Consider the following 22784-nt stretch of genomic DNA (forward strand, 5'->3'; position numbering starts at 1 on the left):
AGGGTCGTCATAGACGATGACGTTGATAGGGTGCAGGTGTAAAGACGGTGACGTCAAAGCCGAGCACTACTAATTGCCCGAGATCTTTCGCTGTATGCTGATATTATCAGATGTAGTTGTTTCTGAAACGGGCTTCTACTGAGGTTTCTTGTGTCGACAGTGTCAATACCCATATCAGGTGGTTATTGCAGCGGGGTCCCACCTCTTCCCATTCCGAACAGAGAAGTTAAGCCCGCCTGCGCCGATGGTACTGCAATGCAATGCGGGAGAGTAGGAAGCCGCCACTTTTATTTGAGAGCCCTGAATCCGAAAAGGTTCAGGGCTCTTTCGTTTGTATTATTGTATCCAAGACTTGTTTTTTGTTTGATAAAATCCATATAAATGTGGATTGCGTAAACAGAATGAAAATGTTACCTTTGCACACGCAAAAACAAAAAGCAGTATGCATTCAGATATTATCCAGAAATATAATCGTCCTGTGCCACGATACACCAGTTATCCGCCAGCCAACTATTTCGGTGCTTTTTCCGAAACAGACTATCTCTCTATGGTAGATTGTTCAAACGAGGCCCGTCAGAATCAGATATCTTTCTATCTCCACATCCCTTTTTGTCGCCATTTGTGCCATTATTGTGGGTGTAACTCTTATCCGATGGGAAAGCCGGAACTGGTGCAGGCTTATGTGGATGCCCTACATCGCGAGATAGACATGGTAGCACCGCATATTCATCGTGACCGCTTGATTTCTCAGATACACTATGGTGGTGGTAGTCCAACGGCATTACCCGTGAGGATGATACGTGAACTGAACGAGCATCTGCTTTCTATTGCGCCAACCATCGAGCGCCCAGAGATTGCCATTGAGTGCCATCCGGGCTATTTGTCAGATGACGATTGGCACCAGCTCACAGAATGTGGTTTTACCCGTTATAGCCTTGGTATTCAGGATTTTAACACTGAAGTGTTGAAGACGGTTAATCGTCGAAACTCTTTGCTGCCCGTAGATGATATCTTGCAGATTCTACGCGATTCAGGTGCTACTGTCAATTTCGATTTCATCTACGGACTGCCGTTGCAGACGGCTGAGAATTTCCGCCAAACCATTATTGAGGCTGCACGTTTGCGCCCCGATCGTCTTGTCACCTTCTCATACGCACATCTACCCCGTTTGTTCCCACGCCAGCAGATTCTCGACAGAGTAGGGTTGCCCTCAGATTCAGAAAAGAACCGGATGTATGAGATTGCTGCGGAGGTCCTGAAATCGGTTGGCTATCAGCCTGTTGGACTCGACCACTTCGTGTTACCTACTGACGAACTGGCTGTAGCTCTCTCTCAGGGACAGTTGCATCGCAATTTTCAAGGCTATTGCACACGCCGCACCACCGCTCAGGTCTATGCTTTTGGCGTAACAGGCATCAGCCAGCTCGACGATGCCTATACACAGAATGGTCGCGACCTCCGTGAGTATATTGATCTGATAGGTCAGGGGCATCTGTATACCCAGCGAGGTTACCGCTTGTCGGCTCAGGAGAAACTGGTGCGTGAGGTGATTGAAGCCCTGATGTGTAATTATGTTCTCTACTGGAATGATGTGGCTGATCGCCTCGGTGTTAGCGTCGAGTCGCTTCAAGAAGCCTGTCTGTTCGACAAGACACAATTTGCTGAAATGGCCGCCGACGGACTGCTTAGCTTCGATGCCGATCATATTGAAGTGCATACCGACGGACGCCCGTTTGTGCGTTGTGTGGCTGCAGCTCTTGACCCGCTGATGCGTAATACTGATAAACAATTTTCAAAACCAATATAATAGAAAAAGAAATATATGCAAGAACGTGATATAGTTGTTGTCGGCGCAGGTCTGACAGGACTCAGTACAGCCTTTAATCTTAGACAGAAAGGACGAGATGTGCTTGTTCTGGAAAAAGAGAACCGCATTGGCGGACAGATACGGACACATCGTGAAGACGGCTTTACCTTCGAGAGCGGTCCTAATACAGGTGTCGTATCTTTTCCTGAAGTTACAGAACTGTTTCAGAACTTGGAAGGTCAATGCGAGATGGAGACAGCACGCGAGTCGTCCAAGCGCCGACTTATCTGGAAAGGCAACAAGTTTCACGCCCTGCCTTCAGGTCCGCTGAGTGCCATCACGACACCGCTGTTCACGCTGAGTGATAAGTTCCGCATTCTCGGTGAACCTTGGCGCAAGAAAGGTACCGACCCCGACGAGCCTGTGGGCTCACTCGCTCAGCGCCGTCTGGGCCGTTCATTCTACGAATATGCCGTCGATCCCTTTGTCTCAGGTGTCTATGCTGGTGACCCGATGAAACTCACCACCCGCTACGCCCTGCCTAAGCTCTACAACCTCGAAGCTCGCTATGGTAGTTTTATACGTGGTGCAATGGCAAAGGCAAAAGAGCCTAAGACCGACCGCGATCGCCTGGTGACAAAGAAAGTGTTCTCAGCCAGAGGCGGGCTTGAACACTTAGTCGAAGCCTTGGCTGAAAATATTGATATCATACTGAATGCCAGAGATATACGAATCAATCCCGAGTCGCAAGGCTGGTGGAAGGTTACGTTTGATAACGGTGTCCACGAAATTCGCTGCCACCACGTCATCACGACAGTCGGTGCTTACGAACTGCCCCAGATGCTCCCCTTTGTCCCAGACCACGACCTTCGTCCTATCAGCCAGCTCTACTATGCGCCCGTCATTCAGGTTTGCGTAGGCATCCGCCATGCATTCGGTCTTGTTTATCCCGCTTTTGGCGGTCTTGTTCCCAGCAAGGAGCAACAGCGCGTGTTGGGTATCCTGTTCCCCTCAGAGTGTTTCGTAGAGCGAGCTCCCGAGGGTGGGGCGCTCTATTCCTACTTCATGGGAGGTGCTCGTCATGCCGACTATCTCAGTAAGAGCGATGAAGAAATTCGTGCCATTGTGGTCGACGCTTTCCATTCTATGCTGAAATATCCCATTGGCGTCGAGCCCGACATGATACGTATCTTCCGCCACGAGCATGCCATTCCCCAGTACGGTGTCGACAGCGGCGCCCGCTTCGAGGCCGTCGACCGTCTGCAGCAGCAGTATCCCGGTCTTATTCTGGCAGGTAACTTGCGCGATGGCATAGGCATGGGCAATCGTATCCACCAAGGTGCAGAAATTGCCGCCCTTTTTTAGGTTGTGTCGCGGAAAAATCCTATCTTTGCAGTCGAAACTAAAACTAATAAGGTAAAAATGAAAAAACTAACTATTTGTATCGTGCAGCTGATGATGGTGCTCACCGTTACTGCACAGACCTATAAGAGTGTGAGCAATGTCAGTTTCACGTCGAAGAGCGATGCCTATGCCAAGGAGCGCCTGAAGCTCGATGTGTATTATCCAGAAGACCTGACCGACTGCCCCGTCATCGTGTGGTTTCATGGAGGCGGACTCGAGGGCGGCCAGAAGGAAATTCCCCAGAGACTGAAGGAGAAAGGCTATGTCGTGGTAGGCGCCAACTATCGCCTGCTTCCTAATGTCACCGTTGACAAGACACTCGACGATGCTGCCGAGGCCGTGGCCTGGGCGTTCCGCCATGCGAAGGACTATGGTGGCGATCCTCGCAAGATTGTGGTCACGGGCCACTCTGCTGGCGGCTATCTGTCTATGATGCTCTGTCTTAATAAAGCCTGGTTGAAGGGCTATGGTATCGATGCCGACAGCGTGTGGCAGTATATCCCTTTCAGCGGTCAAGCAATCACTCATTATAATGTACGTAAGATGCAGGGTATCAATCCATTACAGCCGACAATCGACGAGTATGCGCCCCTCTATTGGGTACGCCCCGACTGTCCCCCTCTGGTACTCATCTGTGGCGATAGAGAGCTGGAACTCTATGGGCGTTACGACGAAAACCAGTATCTGGCTCGCATGATGAAACTCGTGGGACATAAGCAGACCTATCTTTATGAGATCGACGGACATGGGCATGGCGGTATGGTAGATCCCTCGTTCCACATCCTCGACACCCACATCAAGCAGATGCTTGGTGAACCCGTTAATCCCTAATCTGATAAATTTAAAAATATCAGAATAGTAGGGTTAGGAGTAGGTTAGGTGTTGGGTTAGGTGTTGGAATACCTTCTCAAAACGTAAGTTCTTGTTTTTCAGCATATTGCCTCTCTGCCGGGTTAGGTGGTTAGGTGTTTCTTAAAAACCAGGAGTTTCTAGTAAGCAAACTCCTGGTTTGGTTCGTCCAAACTCCCACTTTGGACTATCCTAACTCCTAGTTTATAAGCATTCAAAAGACAGACATGTCATCTATTCCTTGTTCGGATAGTCTTTATGGGTCGTTCAGATTATCTTTACGACTCATGGAGATAACTGATTAAGGCACAAAAAAGCGATTGAGACCGCATCGCTCAACCTGAAGGAAGGCTCACCAGCCGACATCTCAACCGCTTGACGATGCAAAGATACGAAAAAAGTTTGTAAATAGAAAGCGATTTTGGAAGAATAACGCAATTCGGCCTGAAATAAAGGCAAGACGGGGAAGAACGAGGAAGTTCAAATTGGGGATTAAAGCAAATTGGGGAGGGTTGGTGAAGGAGTTAGGTTGCCAAATCGTAACCAGAACACAAACCACTAATGGCTCTTTATTTCCCTATCGCTTATAAGCTGGATGATAGCAGCTTTCCTGAACCCTTTCCAAATCACTTTTACGTGAATTATACTTCAAAAAGGAGTGATTTTCTCTGATTTTATGCTTACCTTTGCCATGTCATTGATGATTTTGCTTGTAGTTAAATGCAGCACTAAGGTAAGTGAAAAATCTGACATGACGAAATCCTTGGCAACTTTTTGTTGCTCAGGAACTTATAAAGATAGTTAAACTAAAGTGCTGCGGAATTTAGGATTATTAGGTAACTTTTTTGTTTATAGGCTTGTATTTAGTGTTGTTTCCTTTGGTCGTTTCGGCGAAAATTATTACCTTTGTCCCCGGATTGAATAAAATAATTACTTAAAAAATGAAACAGAAAAATTACGAGAAACCGACGATGCAAGTCGTAAAACTGCAACAGACAGGGATACTCATGACGAGCGGCGATGCGCCCGCAATGCCCGGTTATCCTGGTGGCGGCGACCCATTTAATCCTTAACCATAAAACCGACAAGAAGATGAAAACAATGAAGCATATCATTTGGATGGCGGCCCTCGCACTGACGGCTGCCACGTGGACTGCCTGCTCGAATGAAGACGAGCTTACAACAGCAGAACAGCCTGCACAGTCACGAACCTATACCGTTACCACCACGCTCTCGCCGAAGGGCGGGGTCGGGACCCGCAGCACGATGACCGACAACGAAGACGGCTCCATCAGCGCAGCGTGGGAGGTGGGCGACCAGATCTGGGTGCTGTACACCAACATCGGCGATGCCCCGGAAGAGACTACGGCAACGGTAACCGCCGTCGATCCCACAACGAAGGCCGCCACGATCTCGCTGACGCTGACCAACCCGAAGAATGGCGGTAGCATCAGCTTCGGCTACCCCGCCGGCTTCTTCAACAACCCGAAGGATCCCTACGACGCCCAGATAGGTACCCTGGACGACATCAACGCCAACTTCGCCGCCATCTCCGGCACAGAGACAATGTTCGTCTTCGATTCGGAAGTCACCCTGCCTACCGTGACGATGATGCCTGCCATGTGCATCTGGAAGTTCTCGTTCACCGACGGCTCGAGCGACATCACCAGCGCCATCACGAAACTCGTCGTCAACTTCCCCGCCAACAGCATGACATACACCGTCACCCCCACGTCGCTGGACAACATCTATGTGGCCATGTACGGCGACATCATCAATGGCCAGCCCGTCAGCGTCATTGCCCAGACCGACCTGGGTGTCTATCGCAAAACGGCGGCGAGCGTCACGCTGGCTTCCGGCACTACGTACACCTCCACCGGTCTCGCCCTGACGTCGGCAGCCATCACAAACGCCGTGGCAGACGATATCGGCCAGTTGGTTGGTGCCGACGGTAACATCTATCCGAATGCCGACATAGCAACGGCCTTCGGCACCTCCGGCGTGGCCATGATCGGCTATGTGGGGGATGAATCGGACTGCACGCATGGCGTTGCCGTCGCTCTGGATGACGAGAATGGCAAGGCGAAAATGGAATTGAGTGCGGCTACAGCGGCTTGTGCCGCAAAGGACGCCGTCCCGGACGGCACCTGGAGATTGCCGTCGCGCAAGGACTGGCAGTATCTTTTCATCGGATGCGGCAGCAACTGGACATACACCGACTCTCCCAGCGGTTCGATCGATTGCAGCGGTCTTCAGTCGGCGTTGGACGCCGCCGGAGGCATCCTGATGTCTGATCGCTATATATGTGAGGAAGGCGCTCGCGTGGATTTCACCGACGCCTCGGCGTCTTTCGGATTCACGAGCAATCCTTGGTACGTCCGCGCCGTCCTCGCTTTCTAATCAATACCCCTCATCAAAATAATGGCTCAAGGATTTCCCCTGAGCCATTTTTTTATCTTCCGGCAGATAGATGTCATCACAATTAGTGATGAGATAGAAACTCATTTTTGGATGTCAAAACCTGTCCCCATGATCCTTTCTTTGATGATTTCTTGGGAGCCAATTCTTTCGTCCAGCAGTCGGTCAGTTTTGAGAACAAACTCATTACGTTTATAGATAAAGTCAGGAACAGTAAGCACACGTTGTTTATCTTATCGACACGTGAGTATGTGTTATCGGAAGCCAAGGCACACTATGAAAAGTTGTCGATGAGCAATATCGACATAGCCAAATGTACGATAGAATTAGAATATTATACGAAGACTATCAGAGCAAGAATACTGTATAATCACTTAGCCGAGGCTGACATACCTAGTGAATATGTTGACGTATTTTTGGATAAGCGTGGCTATCATGCTATCATTAGTCATCAGAACTTTAATCCACGAGTCATTGAATCGATTATTAAAGAGCAGATATGGGAAACCATAGATCCGAATGAATTTGCAAACAAGGTCAAGGAATTTTTTGATAACCCGATTAGCGTATGGCAGTTTGCTTTTGAGAAACTGGATGTTGAGACGAGATATACCCTGCTTGTGCTTGGAACGATGGGAAGCCACGTAAGATTGGATGATTTTCAGGAGGGATATAGGCAGTTCTGTGCATTAACCAGTCTGGAGTTGGGACTGAAATATGACGATGTCAAATGGAGGCTGTCGCTGAAAGTACTGATGAACTGTTTTTTGAAGATAGATAACCGTAATGGCAGCAAACTGGTGACGATGTATAACCCATCAATAGCAGACTTCATCGTGTTTTATCTTAACCAAAATACGACAACGGCCTTGCAGATTATCAGAGGCGCTTGCTTTATAGAGCAATTGTATAATGTGTTCTCTGACAATCGGGATTTTGCTGTACGGAAGAACCTTGTGTATGTTGACGAAGATTCGTTCCCAGTGATAGAAACCGCGTTTAAAAGGATATGGAATGAGCGAAGAACATGTCAGTTGAAGGATCGTATCTTTTATGATGCGGAAAGGGATGATTTCGTAGAGACACGAATATTATATGACTTCAAAACGAAATATCCATTTTTCTGCAAGCAGTATAGCGGTTTTGCGGAGAAACTGTACAATGCGGACGAGTTGACTTGGCAAACTGTAAAACTAAAGCATAGAATCGGGCTGATGAATCTGCTGGATTGGAATCATATGTTTAGGGGAGCAGACGGGTATATTCCAACCATCATAGAGAACGAAACACTTGACACGGATGAATGGATAGAGTTGGTGGAAACTGTAAAAGATTTGAACGTGGAGGACGAAGTTCTAAACGATTCATTTTATGATAAGCTTGATGATGATTTGAAGTCAGAAATCAGCGGTTTTTCTGATCAGGGAGAATGTGATGAAGAATTTAAGAAAGTGGAATCGCTGAAGAAACTATTGCCAGACTGGAAATGGTATGATGTTTATGGTGAGATTGAAAGTGTTAATGAAATAGTACACATGAAGAAAGATAATTATATAGAACTATTGGATTGGTCAACATATATTTTATCTGCATCTATGCATGTTTTAAATGCATTGGGAATTTCAATAACTCCCCAAGCAACAGTAATAATGAGAAATCGTTAAAGATGATTCTTGAATTGGGGACACTAGAAGTTTTTAATGATTATTAATTTCGACAATTGTTTCGTATGCAGAAAGAAAGATTGGAAGATGTACAATCTGTTTTAATAAAAACTATTTATCAATTGATTGAAAAGAATGGATGGGAAGAATATGACAACAATGGTATTCATATTAGCAGGAGTCACAATCGGACTGATAGCAGGTCTGACGAATTCAGGAAATGCACAGAAAGGAGAGAATCCGAAGAAGAAAGGATTCCTGAATTCAATCTGCGAGGGCGACGTGACATACCCCGGATACACTGTCAAGCATAAAAAATATCTCCCGAACCTATAATATAAGAGGTTCGGGATTTTTCTTTAGACCTTTATAACGTTCAAATCATATCGCCGCTGCCACCGCCACAACCTCCGCCACGTGACCGATCGTTATCGGCAACTGCTGCTGTTCTCTTGTTGTCCTTTCCCCTTATAATATATCTGCAAAAAATAAAGATGTATGGGTATTACAGTAGAGTTATGGCTTGATGTAGGAATAGGATGAATCATAACAAATCCTTAATATGACGAAACTTATTCTTTGTTTTTTCTTCAAATGCTTTCCTATTTGGGAAATAATGACTACCTTTGTATTTTGAAATAAAGAATAAACCGATAAAAGGATATAATATGGATTTATTACATGTGATAGCTGTCATTGTGTTAGTGGCCATAGGTGGCTATATCTATTGGAACAAACGACACGGATAGGTTGGCGTTTAGGACTTGGAATGGGGTATGGCAATAGAGGTGACATACAGGAGAACGAGCAGGCTGTCGATGCGCATCGTGAAGAATGGCGATGTGCACGTGTCGGCGCCTGTAGGATTGCCAAGAAGGATGGTGGAGGCTTTCATTGAACAGCATCGTGACTGGATAGACAAGGCCAGAAAGAGAACCTGTGAGAAACATCAGAAACGGGCGGAGTTCTATAGTCAGTTGCCGTTGGCGACGAAGGCTCAGAAGGTCGAGGCTATGACGAGGCTGAAAACCTTGGTAGAACCGATGGTGGAGAGACATTCTAAGGAGATGGGTGTCAGTCCTTCTATGGTTTGCTACAAACCTACCATCTCCCGTTGGGGACAGTGTAATGTGAGGACACGCGAAATTTGTTTCTCGCTCTATCTGCTGCTGTTGCCGGAATGGTGTGTGGAGCACGTCGTGGTGCACGAGCTTTGCCATCTGCTGGAACCGAGTCATAATGGGCGTTTCCATGCGTTGATGGATAGGTATTACCCCCGCTGGAAAGAGGCGCGCAAGGAAATGCGATTAAGAACCAAAGCGCCAAGAGAAGGGGCTGACACTATTGACGCTTGAACTCCAGCTTCTTGGGATATTTCTGCCACTTGCCGTTGTTAGGCATCTTGAATGTGCTGCCGTCTGTGTATTGAAAAATATAGACGGAATCGTTTTTCTGTGTAAGGGTGGCGGTGAAGTCTTCGCTGCCGTAATCGTTGATGAGCGACAGGTGGGCTGTCTTGTCCTTGACCTCAGCTGAGGTGATGATCCAGCAGTAGGAGTTGTTCTTCTTGCCCACATAGCCAGGCACTTGTCCGTAAAGGTCTTGTCCGGGAATGGTAATGCTCTCATCGCAGAAGTCGATGTGCAGAAGCAGCTGATAGTCGCTGTTATAAAGGTTTGCACGGAAATCGTCGCAGTTGGTTTGTGCCCTGAGTGCAAGGCTGGAGAGGCCGAGGAGGGCTATAGCTATTAACTTATTCATATTCAACGCATTTTCTAAATTGATGACAAAGTTAATAATCTATATCAATATTTCTCTTATTTCATTAAAATAAATTGCGATATCTTTGCCGATTTTAGAAATATTTAAGTATCTTTGCTGCGAATTAGTTAGTATTACATGACAAGAAAGCAGTTAGTGCCAGACTACATCTTTGAGTCAAGTTGGGAAGTCTGCAATAAGGTTGGTGGAATATATACGGTCCTTTCGACACGTGCCAAGACTCTACAGGAGGCACTCCAGGATAAGATCATATTCATTGGTCCTGACTTTTGGAAAGAACAGGAAAGTCCTTATTTCAGAGAGGACAAGGCTCTCTTTGCTGATTGGCAATCGGAGGCCGGACTGCAGGGACTCAAGGTAAGGGTAGGCCGTTGGACGGTGCCTGGCGAACCAATCGCGATTTTGGTTGATTTCAATCCGTACTTCGAAAAGAAGAACGAAATATACGGTTGGCTGTGGGAGAACTACGGCGTAGACTCGTTGCATGCCTATGGCGACTACGACGAGGCCTCGATGTTCTCGTATGCAGCCGCTCTGGTTGTGGAGAGTTTCTATAACCAATATCTCGACAGTTCACAGAAGGTGGTCTATCATGCCAACGAGTGGATGTGTGGCCTCGGAGCGCTGTATATCAACAACAAGTTGCCTCAGGTAGGCACTGTATTCACGACCCATGCCACAAGTATAGGCCGCTCGATAGCTGGTAACATGAAGCCTCTCTACGACTATCTGTTTGCCTATAATGGCGACCAGATGGCGGGCGAGCTGAACATGCAGTCGAAACACTCGATAGAGAAGCAGACGGCTCAATACGTGGACTGTTTCACAACGGTGAGCGACATTACCGCCAAGGAGTGTGTAGAACTGCTTGATAAACCCGTCGACGTGGTGCTGCCCAATGGCTTTGATAACAGTTTCGTGCCCAGTGCCCAGAAGTTCACCCGTAAGCGCAACGCGGCCCGCAGAAAGATGCTCGAGGTGGCTAATGCGCTGCTGGGCGAGGAGCTGGACGACGATACGCTGCTCATCTCGACATCGGGGCGCTATGAGTTCCGCAATAAGGGTATCGACGTGTTTGTAGAGGCGATGAACCGACTACTGCGCGATCGCGACCTGAAGAAGAAGGTGGTGGCTTTCATTGAGGTACCCGGATGGGTAGGGGAGCCCCGTAAGGATCTGCAGGAGCGACTGAAGAGCGGTAAGAAATACGACACGCCGCTGGACGTGCCCCAGGTGACGCACTGGCTTCACAACATGAGCCACGATAACGTGCTCGGTATGCTGAAATACTACGATATGCATAATCGTAAGGAGGATAATGTGAAGGTGATTTTCCTGCCTTGCTATCTCGACGGGAATGACGGTATCGTAGATCTTACTTATTATGACGTGGTGCTGGGAAACGACCTCTGCATCTATCCCTCGTACTATGAGCCTTGGGGATATACCCCGCTTGAGGCTGTGGCCTTCAAGGTGCCTTGTATTACGACCGACCTGGCAGGTTTCGGCCTCTGGGCTAACAGTGTGTTTGGCAAGGACGGCCAGATAACCGACGGCGTGAAGGTGATTCATCGCACAGACTATAACTATTCTGAGGTGGCTGATATCATCAAGGACACGGTGGCTGAGTTCTCGGCTATGACCAGGAAAGAGGTCGACGCGTGCCGTAAGAATGCCGACGCGCTTTCGAAGAAGGCGCTGTGGAGTGAGTTTATCAAGTACTACTATGAGGCTTACGACATCGCGCTCAGCAAGGCTGAGGAGAGAAAGAGCAAATAACAGTGAAATATTTACAGAAAAGGTTTTGAATATATTAATTTGAGAGAATTATGAAAATAAAAGCAGACTATGCAAATGCCCCTCTCTGGAAGGAGTTGACCGTGAAGTCAAGTCTTCCTGAGGAACTAAAGTGTTTGGACGAGATTGCCCACAACATGTGGTGGGTATGGAATTTTGAGGCGCGCGACTTGTTCCGCGACCTGGATCCCGAGCTTTATCATGAAGTTAAGCACAACCCCGTGATGCTGTTAGAGCGTCTGAGTTTTGCCCGCAAGGAGGAAATCATGAATGATAAGGCGCTGATGAAGCGTATTAAGAACGTTTATAGCTTGTTCCGCAAGTATATGGACGTGGAGCCCGACTCAAAGCGCCCCTCTGTGGCTTATTTCTGTATGGAGTATGGTATCCATTCTGCCCTGAAGATCTACAGTGGCGGTCTTGGTATGCTGGCTGGCGACTACGTGAAGGAGGCTTCTGACTCTAACGTAGATATGTGTGCCGTTGGTTTCCTCTATCGTTTCGGCTACTTTACACAGAGCCTTTCGATGGACGGACAGCAGATTGCCAACTACGAGACTCAGAACTTCGGCAGCCTGCCTATTGAGCGTCAGCTCGACAAGGACGGCAATCCGATGGTTATCGACGTCCCCTATACCAACTATCAGGTTCATGCCTATGTGTGGCGTGTCAATGTGGGTCGTGTGAAACTCTATCTGCTTGATACCGACAACGAGATGAACTCTGACTTCGACAAGCCCATCACTCACGCCCTCTATGGCGGTGACTGGGAGAACCGCCTGAAGCAGGAGATCCTGCTGGGTATCGGCGGTATGCTGCTGCTGAAGAAGCTGGGCATCAAGAAGGATATCTATCATTGCAACGAGGGCCACGCTGCACTCTGCAACCTGCAGCGCCTGTGCGACTATATCGAGGAAGACGGCATGACCTTCAACCAGGCTATGGAGCTGGTTCGCGCCAGCGGTCTTTACACCGTTCATACGCCAGTGCCTGCTGGCCACGACTATTTCGACGAAGGCCTCTTCGGCAAGTATATGGGTGGTTATCCTCAGAAGCTGGGCATCACATGGGACGAGTTTATCGGCATGGGCCGTACCAACCCCAATGATCACAGTGAGCGATTCTGCATGTCGACCTTCGCATGCAATACCTGTCAGGAGGTAAATGGTGTGTCAAAGCTTCACGGATGGGTGTCTCAGAAGATGTTTGCTCCTATCTGGAACGGCTACTATCCTGAGGAGAACCACGTTGGCTATGTGACCAATGGTGTGCACTTCCCCACATGGTGTGCTGCCGAGTGGCGTTCACTCTATGCCAAGTACTTCGACGAGAAGCACATGAGCGACCAGTCGAACGAAGAGATCTGGCATGGTATCTATAACTGTCCTGACGAGGAGATCTGGGCCACTCGTATGGCTTTGAAGAAGAAACTGTTCGACTACATCAAGGAGCAGTTCCGTGAGACTTGGCTGAAGAATCAGGGCGACCCCTCACGTGTGGTTAGCCTGCTGAGCCTCTTCAACTCAAACGCTCTGGTAATCGGCTTCTGCCGTCGTTTTGCTACCTACAAGCGTGCTCACCTGTTGTTTACCGATCTCGACCGTCTGAGCAAGATCGTTAACGATCCTGAGCGTCCAGTCGTATTCCTCTTCGCTGGTAAGGCTCACCCCGCTGACGGCGCAGGTCAGGGACTTATCAAGAAGATTTACGAGATCAGTCAGCGTCCTGAGTTCCTGGGTAAGGTTATCTTCCTTGAGGACTACGACTTCCTGCTGGCTCGTCGTCTGGTATCGGGTGTCGATATCTGGATGAATACTCCAACACGTCCTCTTGAGGCTTCTGGTACATCTGGCGAGAAAGCTGAGATGAACGGTGTTGTAAACCTCAGCGTAAAAGACGGTTGGTGGCTTGAGGGCTATCGTGAGGGTGCCGGATGGGCTCTTACCGAGAAACGTACTTATCAGAACCAGGGCTACCAGGACCGTCTGGATGCAGCTACAATCTACAGCCTGCTTGAGAACGAGATTATCCCTCTCTACTATGATAAGGACAAGAAGGGTCTCTCTAAGGGCTGGATTAAGGTGATTAAGAACTCTATCGCTCAGATTGCTCCTCACTATACGATGAAGCGTCAGCTCGACGACTATTATGAGAAGTTCTACAACAAGCAGGCTAAGCGTTTCCACGAGATTTCTAAGGACAACTATAAGCTGGCTAAGGATATCGCTCTGTGGAAGGAGGCTGTTGCTGAGCGTTGGGATGCTATCGATGTGGTATCGGCTGAGTGGAACTTCCCCGCAGAAGGCTGCGAGGCTGGTAGAAACTATCACCTGAAGTATGTCATCAACGAGCAGGGACTTGAGGATGCCGTTGCTTTGGAGAAGGTTAACCTCTATACTAATAAAGAGGGTGAGGAGTGTGTATTCAATGTTGAGCCTCTGCCAATGACTGGTCATGATGGCAACAACTACACATTCGAAGCTGATCTGACACCGAAGCAGTTTGGCTCTTACAAGAGTGCTGTTCGTATGTATCCTAAGAACAAGAACCTGCCTCACCGTCAGGACTTCTGCTACGTGAAATGGCTGGAGCTTCCTAACTTCTAAGAAGGCGAAGGTGTTGATATAAATGAAGAGCCCGGGGTCTTATTTGAACTCGGGCTCTTTATAGTTTTCAAGGATGTATTTCCCTAACGGATTGTCTTTATTCGCTTGTGCCGTATTACGGATGCAGGCAGACATGGTGCGATGCAGACTGTCGATTGTTGCAAGGCGGGAAAGGTGGGTTGCAGAGTCGCCGTCTTGCTTCTCGGCTATGCTGATGAGCCTCATGCCCAGTCGCTGGATGGAGTCGTTGAGCTGTTGCCACTCGTTGTTCAGCTTTGTGCCTGAGACAACAGAAGGAGTAGGGGGCAGATTGAGATCTATCGTCACCGTTCCCTGATCTGGAAAGAAAAAGGCAGAACACTCTGGCTGTTGTTTCGCATAGACTCTGCAAGGGGCACTGTTGTCGAGCTGCCGCTCGAACCAGAACTTTCCTTCGCTCACCGTCGTTGAGGCCAGCACATGCTCTGGTTGATCGTCAAGTGCCAGGATGATGGTGTCGCCCTCATGCAGCTGTCGGGCATAGCCGTTTATCTGATAAGAGTTGGGCTGGCAGGAAGCAAGCACAAAGCCTGCTGCTGCCAGCCCAACTATAGACTTCAGTTCCATTATATTATTAAATAATGTAGAGGTCGCTGATGCTCTTGTTGTCGATGACACGACGGATGGCCTCGGCAAACATGTCGGCTACCGACAGCTGCTTAACCTTAGCGCAGCGCTGTGTGTAAGGGATAGAGTCTGTGAAGACAATCTCCTCGAGAGCCGACTCCTGCACACGGTCGCTGGCAGGACCACTCATTACACAGTGTGAAGCACAAGCACGGACGGTCTTGGCACCAGCCTCTTTCATCAGATCGGCGGCCTTGGTGATGGTGCCTGCGGTATCTACCATATCATCGATGATTACCACGTTCTTGCCTTCTACCTCACCGATAATCTGCATGGTGGCTACTACGTTGGCACGTGCTCTGGTCTTGTTGCAGAGTACGAGCGGACAGCCCAGATACTTAGCATAGGTGTTGGCACGTTTCGAACCACCAACGTCGGGTGATGCGATGACCAGGTCTTCGAGTTTCAGACTCTTCAGGTAGGGCATGATGACACCCGAACCGTAAAGATGGTCTACAGGTACGTCGAAGAATCCCTGAATCTGGTCGGCATGCAAGTCCATTGTAATCACACGGTTCACTCCTGCCACGCTCAGCAAATCGGCTACGAGCTTGGCACCGATGCTTACACGGGGTTTGTCTTTACGATCCTGACGAGCCCATCCGAAGTAGGGGATAACGGCGTTGATGGTTCGAGCCGAGGCACGCTTGGCTGCGTCGATCATCAGCAACAGCTCCATCAGGTTGTCTGAATTGGGGAATGTGCTCTGCACAAGGAATACGTCGCGACCACGGATGCTCTCCTCGTAACTCACAGCAAACTCTCCATCGGAGAATTTAGTAATTTGTAGTTGTCCCAACGGGCAGCCAAGACTTTGACAGATTCTTTCTGCCAGGTATTTCGTGGCTGTTCCCGAGAATACCATATAAGAGTTTTTTTCTGGCATAATATTTATTTAAGTTGTCTTATATATTCTAGCTACAATACCTATTCAATCGCCTTTCTCAGCTTGCCGAAATGGCTCAGCAGGGCCTTGTAGTCGATTTCGTTGTGTATGTTGAATCTGTTCCACAAGTCGCCACAGATGACGATACCACCGAATCCCAGATCCTTAACAGCCTTGATGGTGTCGAGGTTCATACCTCCCAGCGCATACACCTTTTTATCTATAAGCCCCTCTTTGGTGGCTTGTCTCAGCTCGTCCATCGTAAACGAAGCCTTCTCGTCGGCATTGGTCTGACTGTCGAAGATGGAGTGCAGGAAGACGTAGTTGGCGTTTTTCTTTGCTTCTTTCAGCTCGTCAATCTGGTGGCAGGTGCGCGACATGTTTCCTTTGTATCCCGTAGGTGGTTCGGTACGGGCGTCGTCTATATGAATGCCCTTCAGGCGGTATTCCTCTTTTAAGTAGAAGTGGCCATGCACTGTGATTCTGTTGCGATAACTGTCGCCCAGCAGTGTAAGCAGTCGTTCCGAGTATAGCGGCGATGCTCCTGGCTTATAGAGATGCAGGCTTTCTAACCCTTCGTCGAAAAGGTCGGCCAAGATCTTGTCTTCTTCCACGAAGAAGGTGGGTTTTGTCATTACAATAAGCTTCATTTCGGCATTTATTCTCTTTCTGACGTGCAAACTTACACATTTTTTTCGATATTCGACCTACTTTCATCAAAAAAATGGCATACTAGGTGCATTTTTCAGAAAAATATCGTAATTTTGCATCTCGAAACGACCCAATTACACAACAAAAGGATGAAAGTAAGCAGGGTGCTATGTGAATCGATAATGTAAATCATAACTCAAAAATAAAAAGAAAAAATGAAAGCATTTGTATTTCCCGGACAGGGAGCACAGTTCGTAGGAATGGGTAAGGATCTGTATGATAACAATCCCCTTGCCAAGGAACTTTTCGAGAAAGCCAACGACATTCTTGGATATCGCATTACCGATATCATGTTCGCAGGTACTGATGATGAGCTGAAGCAGACTAAGGTTACTCAGCCTGCAGTTTTCCTTCACAGCGTTATCTCAGCCCTTTGCATGGGTGATGCCTTTGATCCCAAGATGACTGCCGGTCACTCTCTTGGCGAGTTCTCTGCTCTGACTGCTGCTGGTGCCCTCTCTTTCGAGGATGGTCTTAAGCTTGTATATGCTCGTGCTATGGCTATGCAGAAGGCGTGTGAGGCTCAGCCCTCAACGATGGCTGCCATTATCGCCCTGCCTGATGAGAAGGTAGAGGAGGTTTGTGCCGAGGTTAGCAAGATGGGTAAGGGTGTTGTCGTTCCCGCAAACTATAACTGCCCTGGACAGCTGGTTATCTCTGGTAATGTTGATGCCATCAATGAGGCTTGTGAGCTGCTTAAGGCCGCTGGTGCTAAGCGTGCCCTCGTGCTTAAGGTCGGTGGTGCTTTCCATTCTCCTCTGATGCAGCCTGCTAAGGATGAGCTTCAGGCTGCCATCGAAGCTACCGAGATTAAGACTCCAAAGTGCCCTGTTTATCAGAATGTAGATGCTAAGCCTCATACTGATCCCGCTGAAATCAAGGCAAATCTTATTGCTCAGCTCACTTCTTCTGTACGCTGGACTCAGAGTGTTCAGAATATGATTGCCGATGGTGCTGACGACTTTACTGAATGTGGTCCTGGTAAGGCTCTTCAAGGTATGATCGTTAAGATTAACAAGGAAGTGGCTGCCCATGGCATCGAATAAGATAATTATCTATCAGGTTTTTACGCGACTTTACGGAAATAGGAACATCACTCGGAAAGAGAATGGTACATTAACCGAGAACGGTTGCGGAAAACTGAACGACTTCACGCCCAGTGCCCTGAAAAAAATCAGGGAAATGGGCGTGAGCCATATTTGGTATACAGGTGTCATTCGACATGCCACCCAAACCGACTATTCCTCTTTTGACATTCCACGCCAGCACCCTGCCGTTGTGAAGGGTAAGGCGGGGTCTCCCTATGCGATTACCGACTATTACGATATCGACCCTGATCTGGCTGTCGACGTTGACAAACGTATGCGGGAGTTCGAACAGTTGGTTGAGCGCACTCATAAGGCTGGCATGAAGGTGATAATCGATTTTGTGCCTAATCATGTTGCACGTCAATATCATTCAATCTGTAAGCCTGAAGGAGTGAGGGATCTTGGCGAGGACGATGACCCTCAGCAGGGCTTTTCGCCTCAGAACAATTTCTATTATTGTCCGGGACAGCGCTTTACACCATATTTTGATCTTTATCATGGTGAAAAGGAGCCCTATGATGAAGAGCCCGCCAAGGCTACGGGCAACGACTGTTTCCACAATGCCCCTGGCGTGAATGATTGGTATGAGACCGTGAAGCTGAACTATGGACTTGACTACTACGCAGGTCGTGTCGGTCACTTTAAACCCATTCCTGATACATGGGACAAGATGACTGAGATTCTGCTTTTCTGGGCGTCAAAGGGTATCGACGGCTTCCGTTGTGATATGGCCGAGATGGTGCCTGCCGATTTTTGGCGGTGGGCAACTGATAAGGTGAAATTCCGCTATCCGGATATCGTCTTCATCGGCGAAGTCTATAATCCTGGTGAATATCGCAACTATATAGGCGCAGGCTTCGATTATCTATATGACAAGGTGGGGATGTATGATACAGTCCGAGAGGTTATTTGTGGACAGCGGCCTGTTCAGGCTATAACATCTGCCTGGCAACAGACGGATGATATCCGTCAGCACATGCTTTATTTCCTGGAAAATCATGACGAACAGCGCATTGCCAGTGATTTCTTTGCGGGCAGTGGACAGAAGGGTGTTCCCGGACTTGTGGTCTCTGCTCTGCTTCAGCAGAATCCGCTTATGATTTACGCTGGTCAGGAATATGGCGAACGAGCGATGGATAAAGAAGGCTTTAGCGGGTTGGATGGTCGTACTACGATATTCGATTATTGGAGTATCGATACTCTGGTGCGTGCCGCTGGTCGAAAACTTACCAAGGAAGAACGTGCCCTCAAGGACGTATATGATAAGGTGATGAACATTGCCGCTACAGAGAAAGCCGTAGCCGAAGGGGCTTCTTTTGATCTCATGTATGTCAATGGACAGTATCAGCGTCAGTATGCTTTCCTGAGAAAGGCTGCGGGCGAAGTGCTACTTGTGGTGGCTAATTTCGATGCTCTGCCTACAACGATGGATGTCACCATACCAGCCCATGCTTTCGACTTCCTGAAACTGAAAGAAAAAAAGAGTGTCAGTATGACCGATTTGATTAGTGGCAGGGAACTTAAACGACAACTTTATCGAGACTGCTACATTTCTGTCGATCTTGAACCGCATGGTGTCATAGTCTTGAAATTCAAATCTTAAAAACAATGGCCGACTATATCTTAAACGAACATCATAAAGAAGAGTTCCCACCCGCACACACGGCTGAGCACCTGCTGAACCAAACCATGATTCGTCTTTTTGGTTGCGAGCGCTCTTTCAATGCTCATATTGAGCGTAAGAAAAGTAAGATGAGTTTTCATCTTGATCACAAACCGACGCGTCAGGAAGAGAGGGAGATTGAACAGAAAATGAACGAACTGATTGATGAGGATCTGCCTGTAACCTTCGAATTCGTTTCGATTGACGATTTACCCGAGGAAATCGACCCAGCTCGTTTGCCAGAAGATGTGTCTGACACCATTCGTTTGGTACGTATCGGGAATTACGATGTATGTCCCTGTATTGGCAGACATGTACGCTCAACATCTCAGATAGGTCGTTTTGAAATGTTGGGTACAAACTGGGACGAACAGGAACGCTCTTTCCGCGTTCGGTTTAAGATTGTTTAAAAGTCACATAAAAATACTGTTAATTTAGATAACTTTCTTCTGATTTATGGGCGTTTCTCGCAGAATTTGTGTAATTTTGCGCTCTAATTGATATAACTAGATTATGGCAAAGTATAATATTATAGAAAAAAAGGAAAAGGTGGCTGCTTACAGAGGCCTTGTAAGTCCAAGTATGATGGACGAGATGCAGGAGAAAATAATGAACATTATCGTGATGCAGAAGAAGTATCGTGACAAAGATTATTCAGCTAAGGAACTGGCTACGGATATCGGAACCAACACCCGTTATATTTCTGCTGTTGTCAATGTTCGTTTCCACATGAACTACACATCGTTCGTAAACAAGTATCGTATTGACGAAGCTATGTCAATCCTTGTTGACAAACGCTATCAGAATCTTCGTATGGAGGAAGTGAGCGATATGGTGGGTTTTGCTAATCGCCAGTCGTTCTATGCTTCTTTTTTCCGTTTTATGGGTTGTACACCTCGCGAGTATCGCTTACAGCACCTTCGTCAGCATCCGTCAATGGTAAAGCCAAAGACCAAGAAAAAGAAGGTGACAAAGAAAGAATCATAATATTACATGTATATGTAAGAGAATCCCCATCCGGCAAAAAGACGGATGGGGATTCTTGTATTTATAATCCTTTGTTATTTACTCGTTTTTTGAGGGTGTGGCTATCTTCATGAATATTGGGTAGTGGTCGGAATAGGTGAGATCTCTACGATAGTAGGTCAGTCCTTCGAGGGCTTTATCGTGGAAGATATAGTCGATACGCACCTTCTTATTACCACCGCGGAAAGTGTACATCCAGCCGTTACCACACTCTTTGAAACCGTCGATTTTATCGCCCAGCATCGTGTTGTACACATAAGAGTAGGGAACATCGTTAAAGTCGCCGCATACGATGATGGGGACCTCGGCCTCTCTCATGTCCATGGCTAGTACATTTGCCTGACCTGCGCGAGCTATCATGCCGATGGTGTAGTTGCCATATATAGCTTTCAAGACAGCGTTGCTCTCTATCTCAATGCCTTGAGCCGCCAGCTTGGCTGCACCATGTAACGTACGGTTTAAACCTGTAGTCTCCAGATGGGCATTGTATACACGATAAATCTCATTATCCACCTTTATCTCAGCCCACATGGCACTGTTGTTGGTCATCTCAAAGTTCAGGTTCTTATGGTTCACGATAGGGTAGCGGCTGTATATTACCATGTCGCTCTCGCCAATAGCCATGTACGGGAAATACTCTTTGTAGGAGTCGGAGTTCTTGCGATCACCGCTCTGGTCGTTGTATTCTTGCATACAGGCAATGTCTACCTTCTGTTTTTTCATCTCAGCCAGAATGTCCTGTGCCATGAATCCGGAAGTCTCTCGCCCGAACATGGCTACATTGTACGTCGCAATCTTGATTCCCTTTTTAACTTCCGCATCTTCTGCTGATTTTCCAAACTGGTAGAGTGTGCCTATATAAGGAATACAGCATAGTATGGTAATCAGTGGAATCAGTGCCCAGTGCCAACGGCGCATAATACACCAATAGATTAGCAATATCACATTGGCCACGATCAGTATCGGCAGAGCGTAGACTAACATTGCTCGGGCCGTATTGCCTGCAGGATTAACTTCACCGCCATATAAACCTGTGATCGTAAAGATCATCAGCATTACGGTGATAATGAGAATCGTGAACGAAAAGTACTTTTGTACGGCAAGTTTTCCCATAATCAGAAAAATGTTGTAAAATGTGTGTAATTCCTTTTATTCGTCGAGATACTTCTTTACTAACTCAATTAGGCTTTCAACCTTGAAGGGCTTGGGCATAAACTCGTCGCAGCCGGCATTTTTCGCATCACGGATATTTTCTTCAAATGCATAGGCACTCAGTGCAACAACGGGCACTGATGGGTTCACTTCTTTGATAATCCGTGTGGCGTCAAGGCCATTCATCTCTGGCATTCGTATGTCCATCAGAATCAAATCGGGTTTCTCGTCCTCGTTGATAGTTACTGCCTCAATACCATTATGCGCACGCAACAGCCTGTAACGCTTCTGTAATACAATGCGAACCAACTCATAGTTGCTGTCTTCGTCTTCAGCCACCAGGATGGTCTTCTTTGTCAGGTCGTCTGGACGCCCGCTCACTCTGATGGTGCGTACATTGGTTGACGTTGTTGTCCTGTTACGATCCACACCTCCGATAGCACCTTCAAACGGGAATTTGAACTTGAACGTAGCGCCTTCGCCCAATTTTGATTCTACGCTGATAGTACCACCCAGTTTTTCTACGATAATCTTACATAATGGCAGTCCCAGTCCGTAACCGTTGTTCGTTGTTTCTGCATCGCGCGAAACATAGGTCTCGAAGATGTGCTCCAAGTCTTTTTGGTCGATACCCGTACCAGTGTCTTTTACATAGAATTCGATATCCTTAGCATCATCGAGTAATTGATAGCCGTAGGTGATGCTACCGCTTGAAGTATGCTTCAGCGAATTACTGATGAGATTGGAGAATACCTGTGTCAGACGATTAGGGTCGGTATGGAACGATACCGTCATTGAAGGTTTCTTGAATGAGAGCTTTACGGTGTCGGGGCAACGGAATCTGAATATATTCTTTATGCTGTCACCCAAATCGTTCAGGTCTGTTCTTGTCTTTTTCATCACAATTTCGCCAGACTCCACACGCGAGAGGTCGAGAATCTCATTGACGAGGCTCATCAATCTGTTGTTATTGCTCTCGATGATTTCGAAGAATTTCATTCTATCTTCTTGTGAGTCGGTTTCTGCAATCACACGTGAGAAACCTTCTATGGCGTTAAGTGGTGTACGGATCTCATGACTCATATTGGCGAGGAAAAGCGACTTCATCTTGCTGGCTTTCTCAGCCTTCTGCGCTTTTTCCTCGTATTCCTTCAGTTTATGATTGGCTACTGCCAATTGTTCTTGTGCCAGCATTAGGCGTCTGTTAGCATCTGCGAATTTCTGAAGTAATATTTCCTTTTCGTCTTTATCCATTGGCCGTATTA

17 protein-coding genes, 2 rRNA genes and 1 pseudogene are annotated in these 22784 nt (G+C 47.5%); 14 read left to right on the forward strand and 6 right to left on the reverse strand.

Annotated elements, in window-relative coordinates:
- The 9 genes from BMX82_RS00005 to BMX82_RS00045 all read left to right on the forward strand — a co-directional run.
- A 23S ribosomal RNA gene (locus BMX82_RS00005) occupies positions 1-94 on the forward strand; the annotation flags it as partial.
- Positions 95-174: 80 nt separating this feature from the next.
- A 5S ribosomal RNA gene (gene rrf, locus BMX82_RS00010) occupies positions 175-287 on the forward strand.
- Between the two features lie 155 nt (positions 288-442).
- Complete coding sequence (gene hemN / locus BMX82_RS00015) at positions 443-1807, forward strand: oxygen-independent coproporphyrinogen III oxidase (RefSeq protein ID WP_091765002.1); 1365 nt, start codon at positions 443-445, stop codon at positions 1805-1807.
- Positions 1808-1822: 15 nt separating this feature from the next.
- Positions 1823-3172 (forward strand): protoporphyrinogen oxidase, encoded by a 1350-nt coding sequence (gene hemG, locus BMX82_RS00020; protein WP_091765005.1) that lies wholly within the window; start codon positions 1823-1825, stop codon positions 3170-3172.
- Between the two features lie 57 nt (positions 3173-3229).
- Positions 3230-4042, forward strand: coding sequence for an alpha/beta hydrolase (locus BMX82_RS00025; protein ID WP_091765009.1), 813 nt, complete (start codon positions 3230-3232; stop codon positions 4040-4042).
- A 1110-nt stretch (positions 4043-5152) separates the two neighbouring features.
- Positions 5153-6460 carry a hypothetical protein gene (locus BMX82_RS00030; protein ID WP_143058272.1) on the forward strand — a complete coding sequence of 436 codons (1308 nt, stop codon included), beginning with the start codon at positions 5153-5155 and terminating at the stop codon, positions 6458-6460.
- A gap of 107 nt (positions 6461-6567) precedes the next feature.
- Positions 6568-8142 (forward strand): nSTAND3 domain-containing NTPase, encoded by a 1575-nt coding sequence (locus BMX82_RS00035; protein ID WP_143058273.1) that lies wholly within the window; start codon positions 6568-6570, stop codon positions 8140-8142.
- 135 nt (positions 8143-8277) lie between these two features.
- Complete coding sequence (locus BMX82_RS00040; RefSeq protein ID WP_091765016.1) at positions 8278-8478, forward strand: hypothetical protein; 201 nt, start codon at positions 8278-8280, stop codon at positions 8476-8478.
- Positions 8479-8918: 440 nt separating this feature from the next.
- A complete protein-coding gene (locus BMX82_RS00045; protein ID WP_091765019.1) occupies positions 8919-9497 on the forward strand; it encodes a M48 family metallopeptidase in 579 nt (192 codons plus the stop codon).
- On the opposite strand, the gene BMX82_RS00050 is transcribed toward BMX82_RS00045, so the two are convergent.
- Positions 9484-9903 (reverse strand): hypothetical protein, encoded by a 420-nt coding sequence (locus BMX82_RS00050; RefSeq protein ID WP_036911851.1) that lies wholly within the window; start codon positions 9901-9903, stop codon positions 9484-9486. The two genes, BMX82_RS00045 and BMX82_RS00050, sit on opposite strands and share 14 nt — an antisense overlap.
- Before the next feature lie 138 nt (positions 9904-10041).
- On the opposite strand from BMX82_RS00050, the gene BMX82_RS00055 reads away from it, so the two are divergent.
- Both BMX82_RS00055 and glgP read left to right on the forward strand, forming a co-directional pair.
- Positions 10042-11703 (forward strand): glycogen/starch synthase, encoded by a 1662-nt coding sequence (locus tag BMX82_RS00055; RefSeq protein ID WP_091765021.1) that lies wholly within the window; start codon positions 10042-10044, stop codon positions 11701-11703.
- 50 nt (positions 11704-11753) lie between these two features.
- Positions 11754-14327, forward strand: coding sequence for an alpha-glucan family phosphorylase (glgP, locus tag BMX82_RS00060; protein ID WP_091765024.1), 2574 nt, complete (start codon positions 11754-11756; stop codon positions 14325-14327).
- A gap of 39 nt (positions 14328-14366) precedes the next feature.
- On the opposite strand, the gene BMX82_RS00065 is transcribed toward glgP, so the two are convergent.
- Genes BMX82_RS00065 through BMX82_RS00075 form a run of 3 tightly spaced genes read right to left on the reverse strand, consistent with a single transcriptional unit; the run spans position 14367 to position 16529 of the window.
- A complete protein-coding gene (locus BMX82_RS00065) occupies positions 14367-14933 on the reverse strand; it encodes a DUF4369 domain-containing protein (protein ID WP_091765026.1) in 567 nt (188 codons plus the stop codon).
- Positions 14934-14940: 7 nt separating this feature from the next.
- Positions 14941-15879, reverse strand: coding sequence for a ribose-phosphate pyrophosphokinase (locus BMX82_RS00070; RefSeq protein ID WP_036911857.1), 939 nt, complete (start codon positions 15877-15879; stop codon positions 14941-14943).
- 41 nt (positions 15880-15920) lie between these two features.
- Complete coding sequence (locus BMX82_RS00075) at positions 15921-16529, reverse strand: thiamine phosphate synthase (RefSeq protein WP_036911858.1); 609 nt, start codon at positions 16527-16529, stop codon at positions 15921-15923.
- A 216-nt stretch (positions 16530-16745) separates the two neighbouring features.
- Between BMX82_RS00075 and fabD the strand changes: the two genes are divergently transcribed.
- The 3 genes and pseudogenes from fabD (at position 16746) to BMX82_RS00095 (ending at position 20328) form a co-directional block, all read left to right on the forward strand.
- The gene (gene fabD / locus BMX82_RS00080) at positions 16746-17636 is read left to right on the forward strand and encodes an ACP S-malonyltransferase (protein WP_036911859.1); all 891 of its coding nucleotides are present in this window, start codon (positions 16746-16748) and stop codon (positions 17634-17636) included.
- Positions 17623-19751 (forward strand): annotated as a pseudogene (locus tag BMX82_RS00085) (alpha-amylase family glycosyl hydrolase). Before fabD ends, BMX82_RS00085 begins: the two are co-directional and overlap by 14 nt.
- A 103-nt stretch (positions 19752-19854) precedes the next feature.
- Complete coding sequence (locus BMX82_RS00095; RefSeq protein WP_091765029.1) at positions 19855-20328, forward strand: helix-turn-helix domain-containing protein; 474 nt, start codon at positions 19855-19857, stop codon at positions 20326-20328.
- Between the two features lie 78 nt (positions 20329-20406).
- Here BMX82_RS00095 and BMX82_RS00100 read toward each other — a convergent pair whose 3' ends face one another.
- Both BMX82_RS00100 and BMX82_RS00105 read right to left on the reverse strand, forming a co-directional pair.
- Positions 20407-21480 (reverse strand): endonuclease/exonuclease/phosphatase family protein, encoded by a 1074-nt coding sequence (locus tag BMX82_RS00100; RefSeq protein WP_091765034.1) that lies wholly within the window; start codon positions 21478-21480, stop codon positions 20407-20409.
- A 36-nt stretch (positions 21481-21516) separates the two neighbouring features.
- Positions 21517-22773 carry an ATP-binding response regulator gene (locus tag BMX82_RS00105; RefSeq protein ID WP_051949769.1) on the reverse strand — a complete coding sequence of 419 codons (1257 nt, stop codon included), beginning with the start codon at positions 22771-22773 and terminating at the stop codon, positions 21517-21519.
- Positions 22774-22784 lie beyond the last annotated feature (11 nt).

This window comes from Prevotella sp. khp7 (assembly GCF_900109055.1).
Taxonomy (GTDB): Bacteria; Bacteroidota; Bacteroidia; order Bacteroidales; family Bacteroidaceae; genus Prevotella.

What these genes read in the sequence shown, in the direction of transcription:
- BMX82_RS00065 (WP_091765026.1), bottom strand. Translation starts at nt 14,933, where the DNA reads ATGGAACTGAAGTCTATAGTTGGGCTGGCAGCAGCAGGCTTTGTGCTT.
- BMX82_RS00045 (WP_091765019.1), top strand. Translation starts at nt 8,919, where the DNA reads ATGGCAATAGAGGTGACATACAGGAGAACGAGCAGGCTGTCGATGCGC.
- BMX82_RS00050 (WP_036911851.1), bottom strand. Translation starts at nt 9,903, where the DNA reads ATGAATAAGTTAATAGCTATAGCCCTCCTCGGCCTCTCCAGCCTTGCA.
- BMX82_RS00030 (WP_143058272.1), top strand. Translation starts at nt 5,153, where the DNA reads ATGAAAACAATGAAGCATATCATTTGGATGGCGGCCCTCGCACTGACG.
- BMX82_RS00040 (WP_091765016.1), top strand. Translation starts at nt 8,278, where the DNA reads ATGGATGGGAAGAATATGACAACAATGGTATTCATATTAGCAGGAGTC.
- BMX82_RS00055 (WP_091765021.1), top strand. Translation starts at nt 10,042, where the DNA reads ATGACAAGAAAGCAGTTAGTGCCAGACTACATCTTTGAGTCAAGTTGG.
- BMX82_RS00100 (WP_091765034.1), bottom strand. Translation starts at nt 21,480, where the DNA reads ATGGGAAAACTTGCCGTACAAAAGTACTTTTCGTTCACGATTCTCATT.
- hemN (WP_091765002.1), top strand. Translation starts at nt 443, where the DNA reads ATGCATTCAGATATTATCCAGAAATATAATCGTCCTGTGCCACGATAC.
- BMX82_RS00070 (WP_036911857.1), bottom strand. Translation starts at nt 15,879, where the DNA reads ATGCCAGAAAAAAACTCTTATATGGTATTCTCGGGAACAGCCACGAAA.
- BMX82_RS00105 (WP_051949769.1), bottom strand. Translation starts at nt 22,773, where the DNA reads ATGGATAAAGACGAAAAGGAAATATTACTTCAGAAATTCGCAGATGCT.
- BMX82_RS00095 (WP_091765029.1), top strand. Translation starts at nt 19,855, where the DNA reads ATGGCAAAGTATAATATTATAGAAAAAAAGGAAAAGGTGGCTGCTTAC.
- fabD (WP_036911859.1), top strand. Translation starts at nt 16,746, where the DNA reads ATGAAAGCATTTGTATTTCCCGGACAGGGAGCACAGTTCGTAGGAATG.
- glgP (WP_091765024.1), top strand. Translation starts at nt 11,754, where the DNA reads ATGAAAATAAAAGCAGACTATGCAAATGCCCCTCTCTGGAAGGAGTTG.
- BMX82_RS00025 (WP_091765009.1), top strand. Translation starts at nt 3,230, where the DNA reads ATGAAAAAACTAACTATTTGTATCGTGCAGCTGATGATGGTGCTCACC.
- BMX82_RS00075 (WP_036911858.1), bottom strand. Translation starts at nt 16,529, where the DNA reads ATGAAGCTTATTGTAATGACAAAACCCACCTTCTTCGTGGAAGAAGAC.
- hemG (WP_091765005.1), top strand. Translation starts at nt 1,823, where the DNA reads ATGCAAGAACGTGATATAGTTGTTGTCGGCGCAGGTCTGACAGGACTC.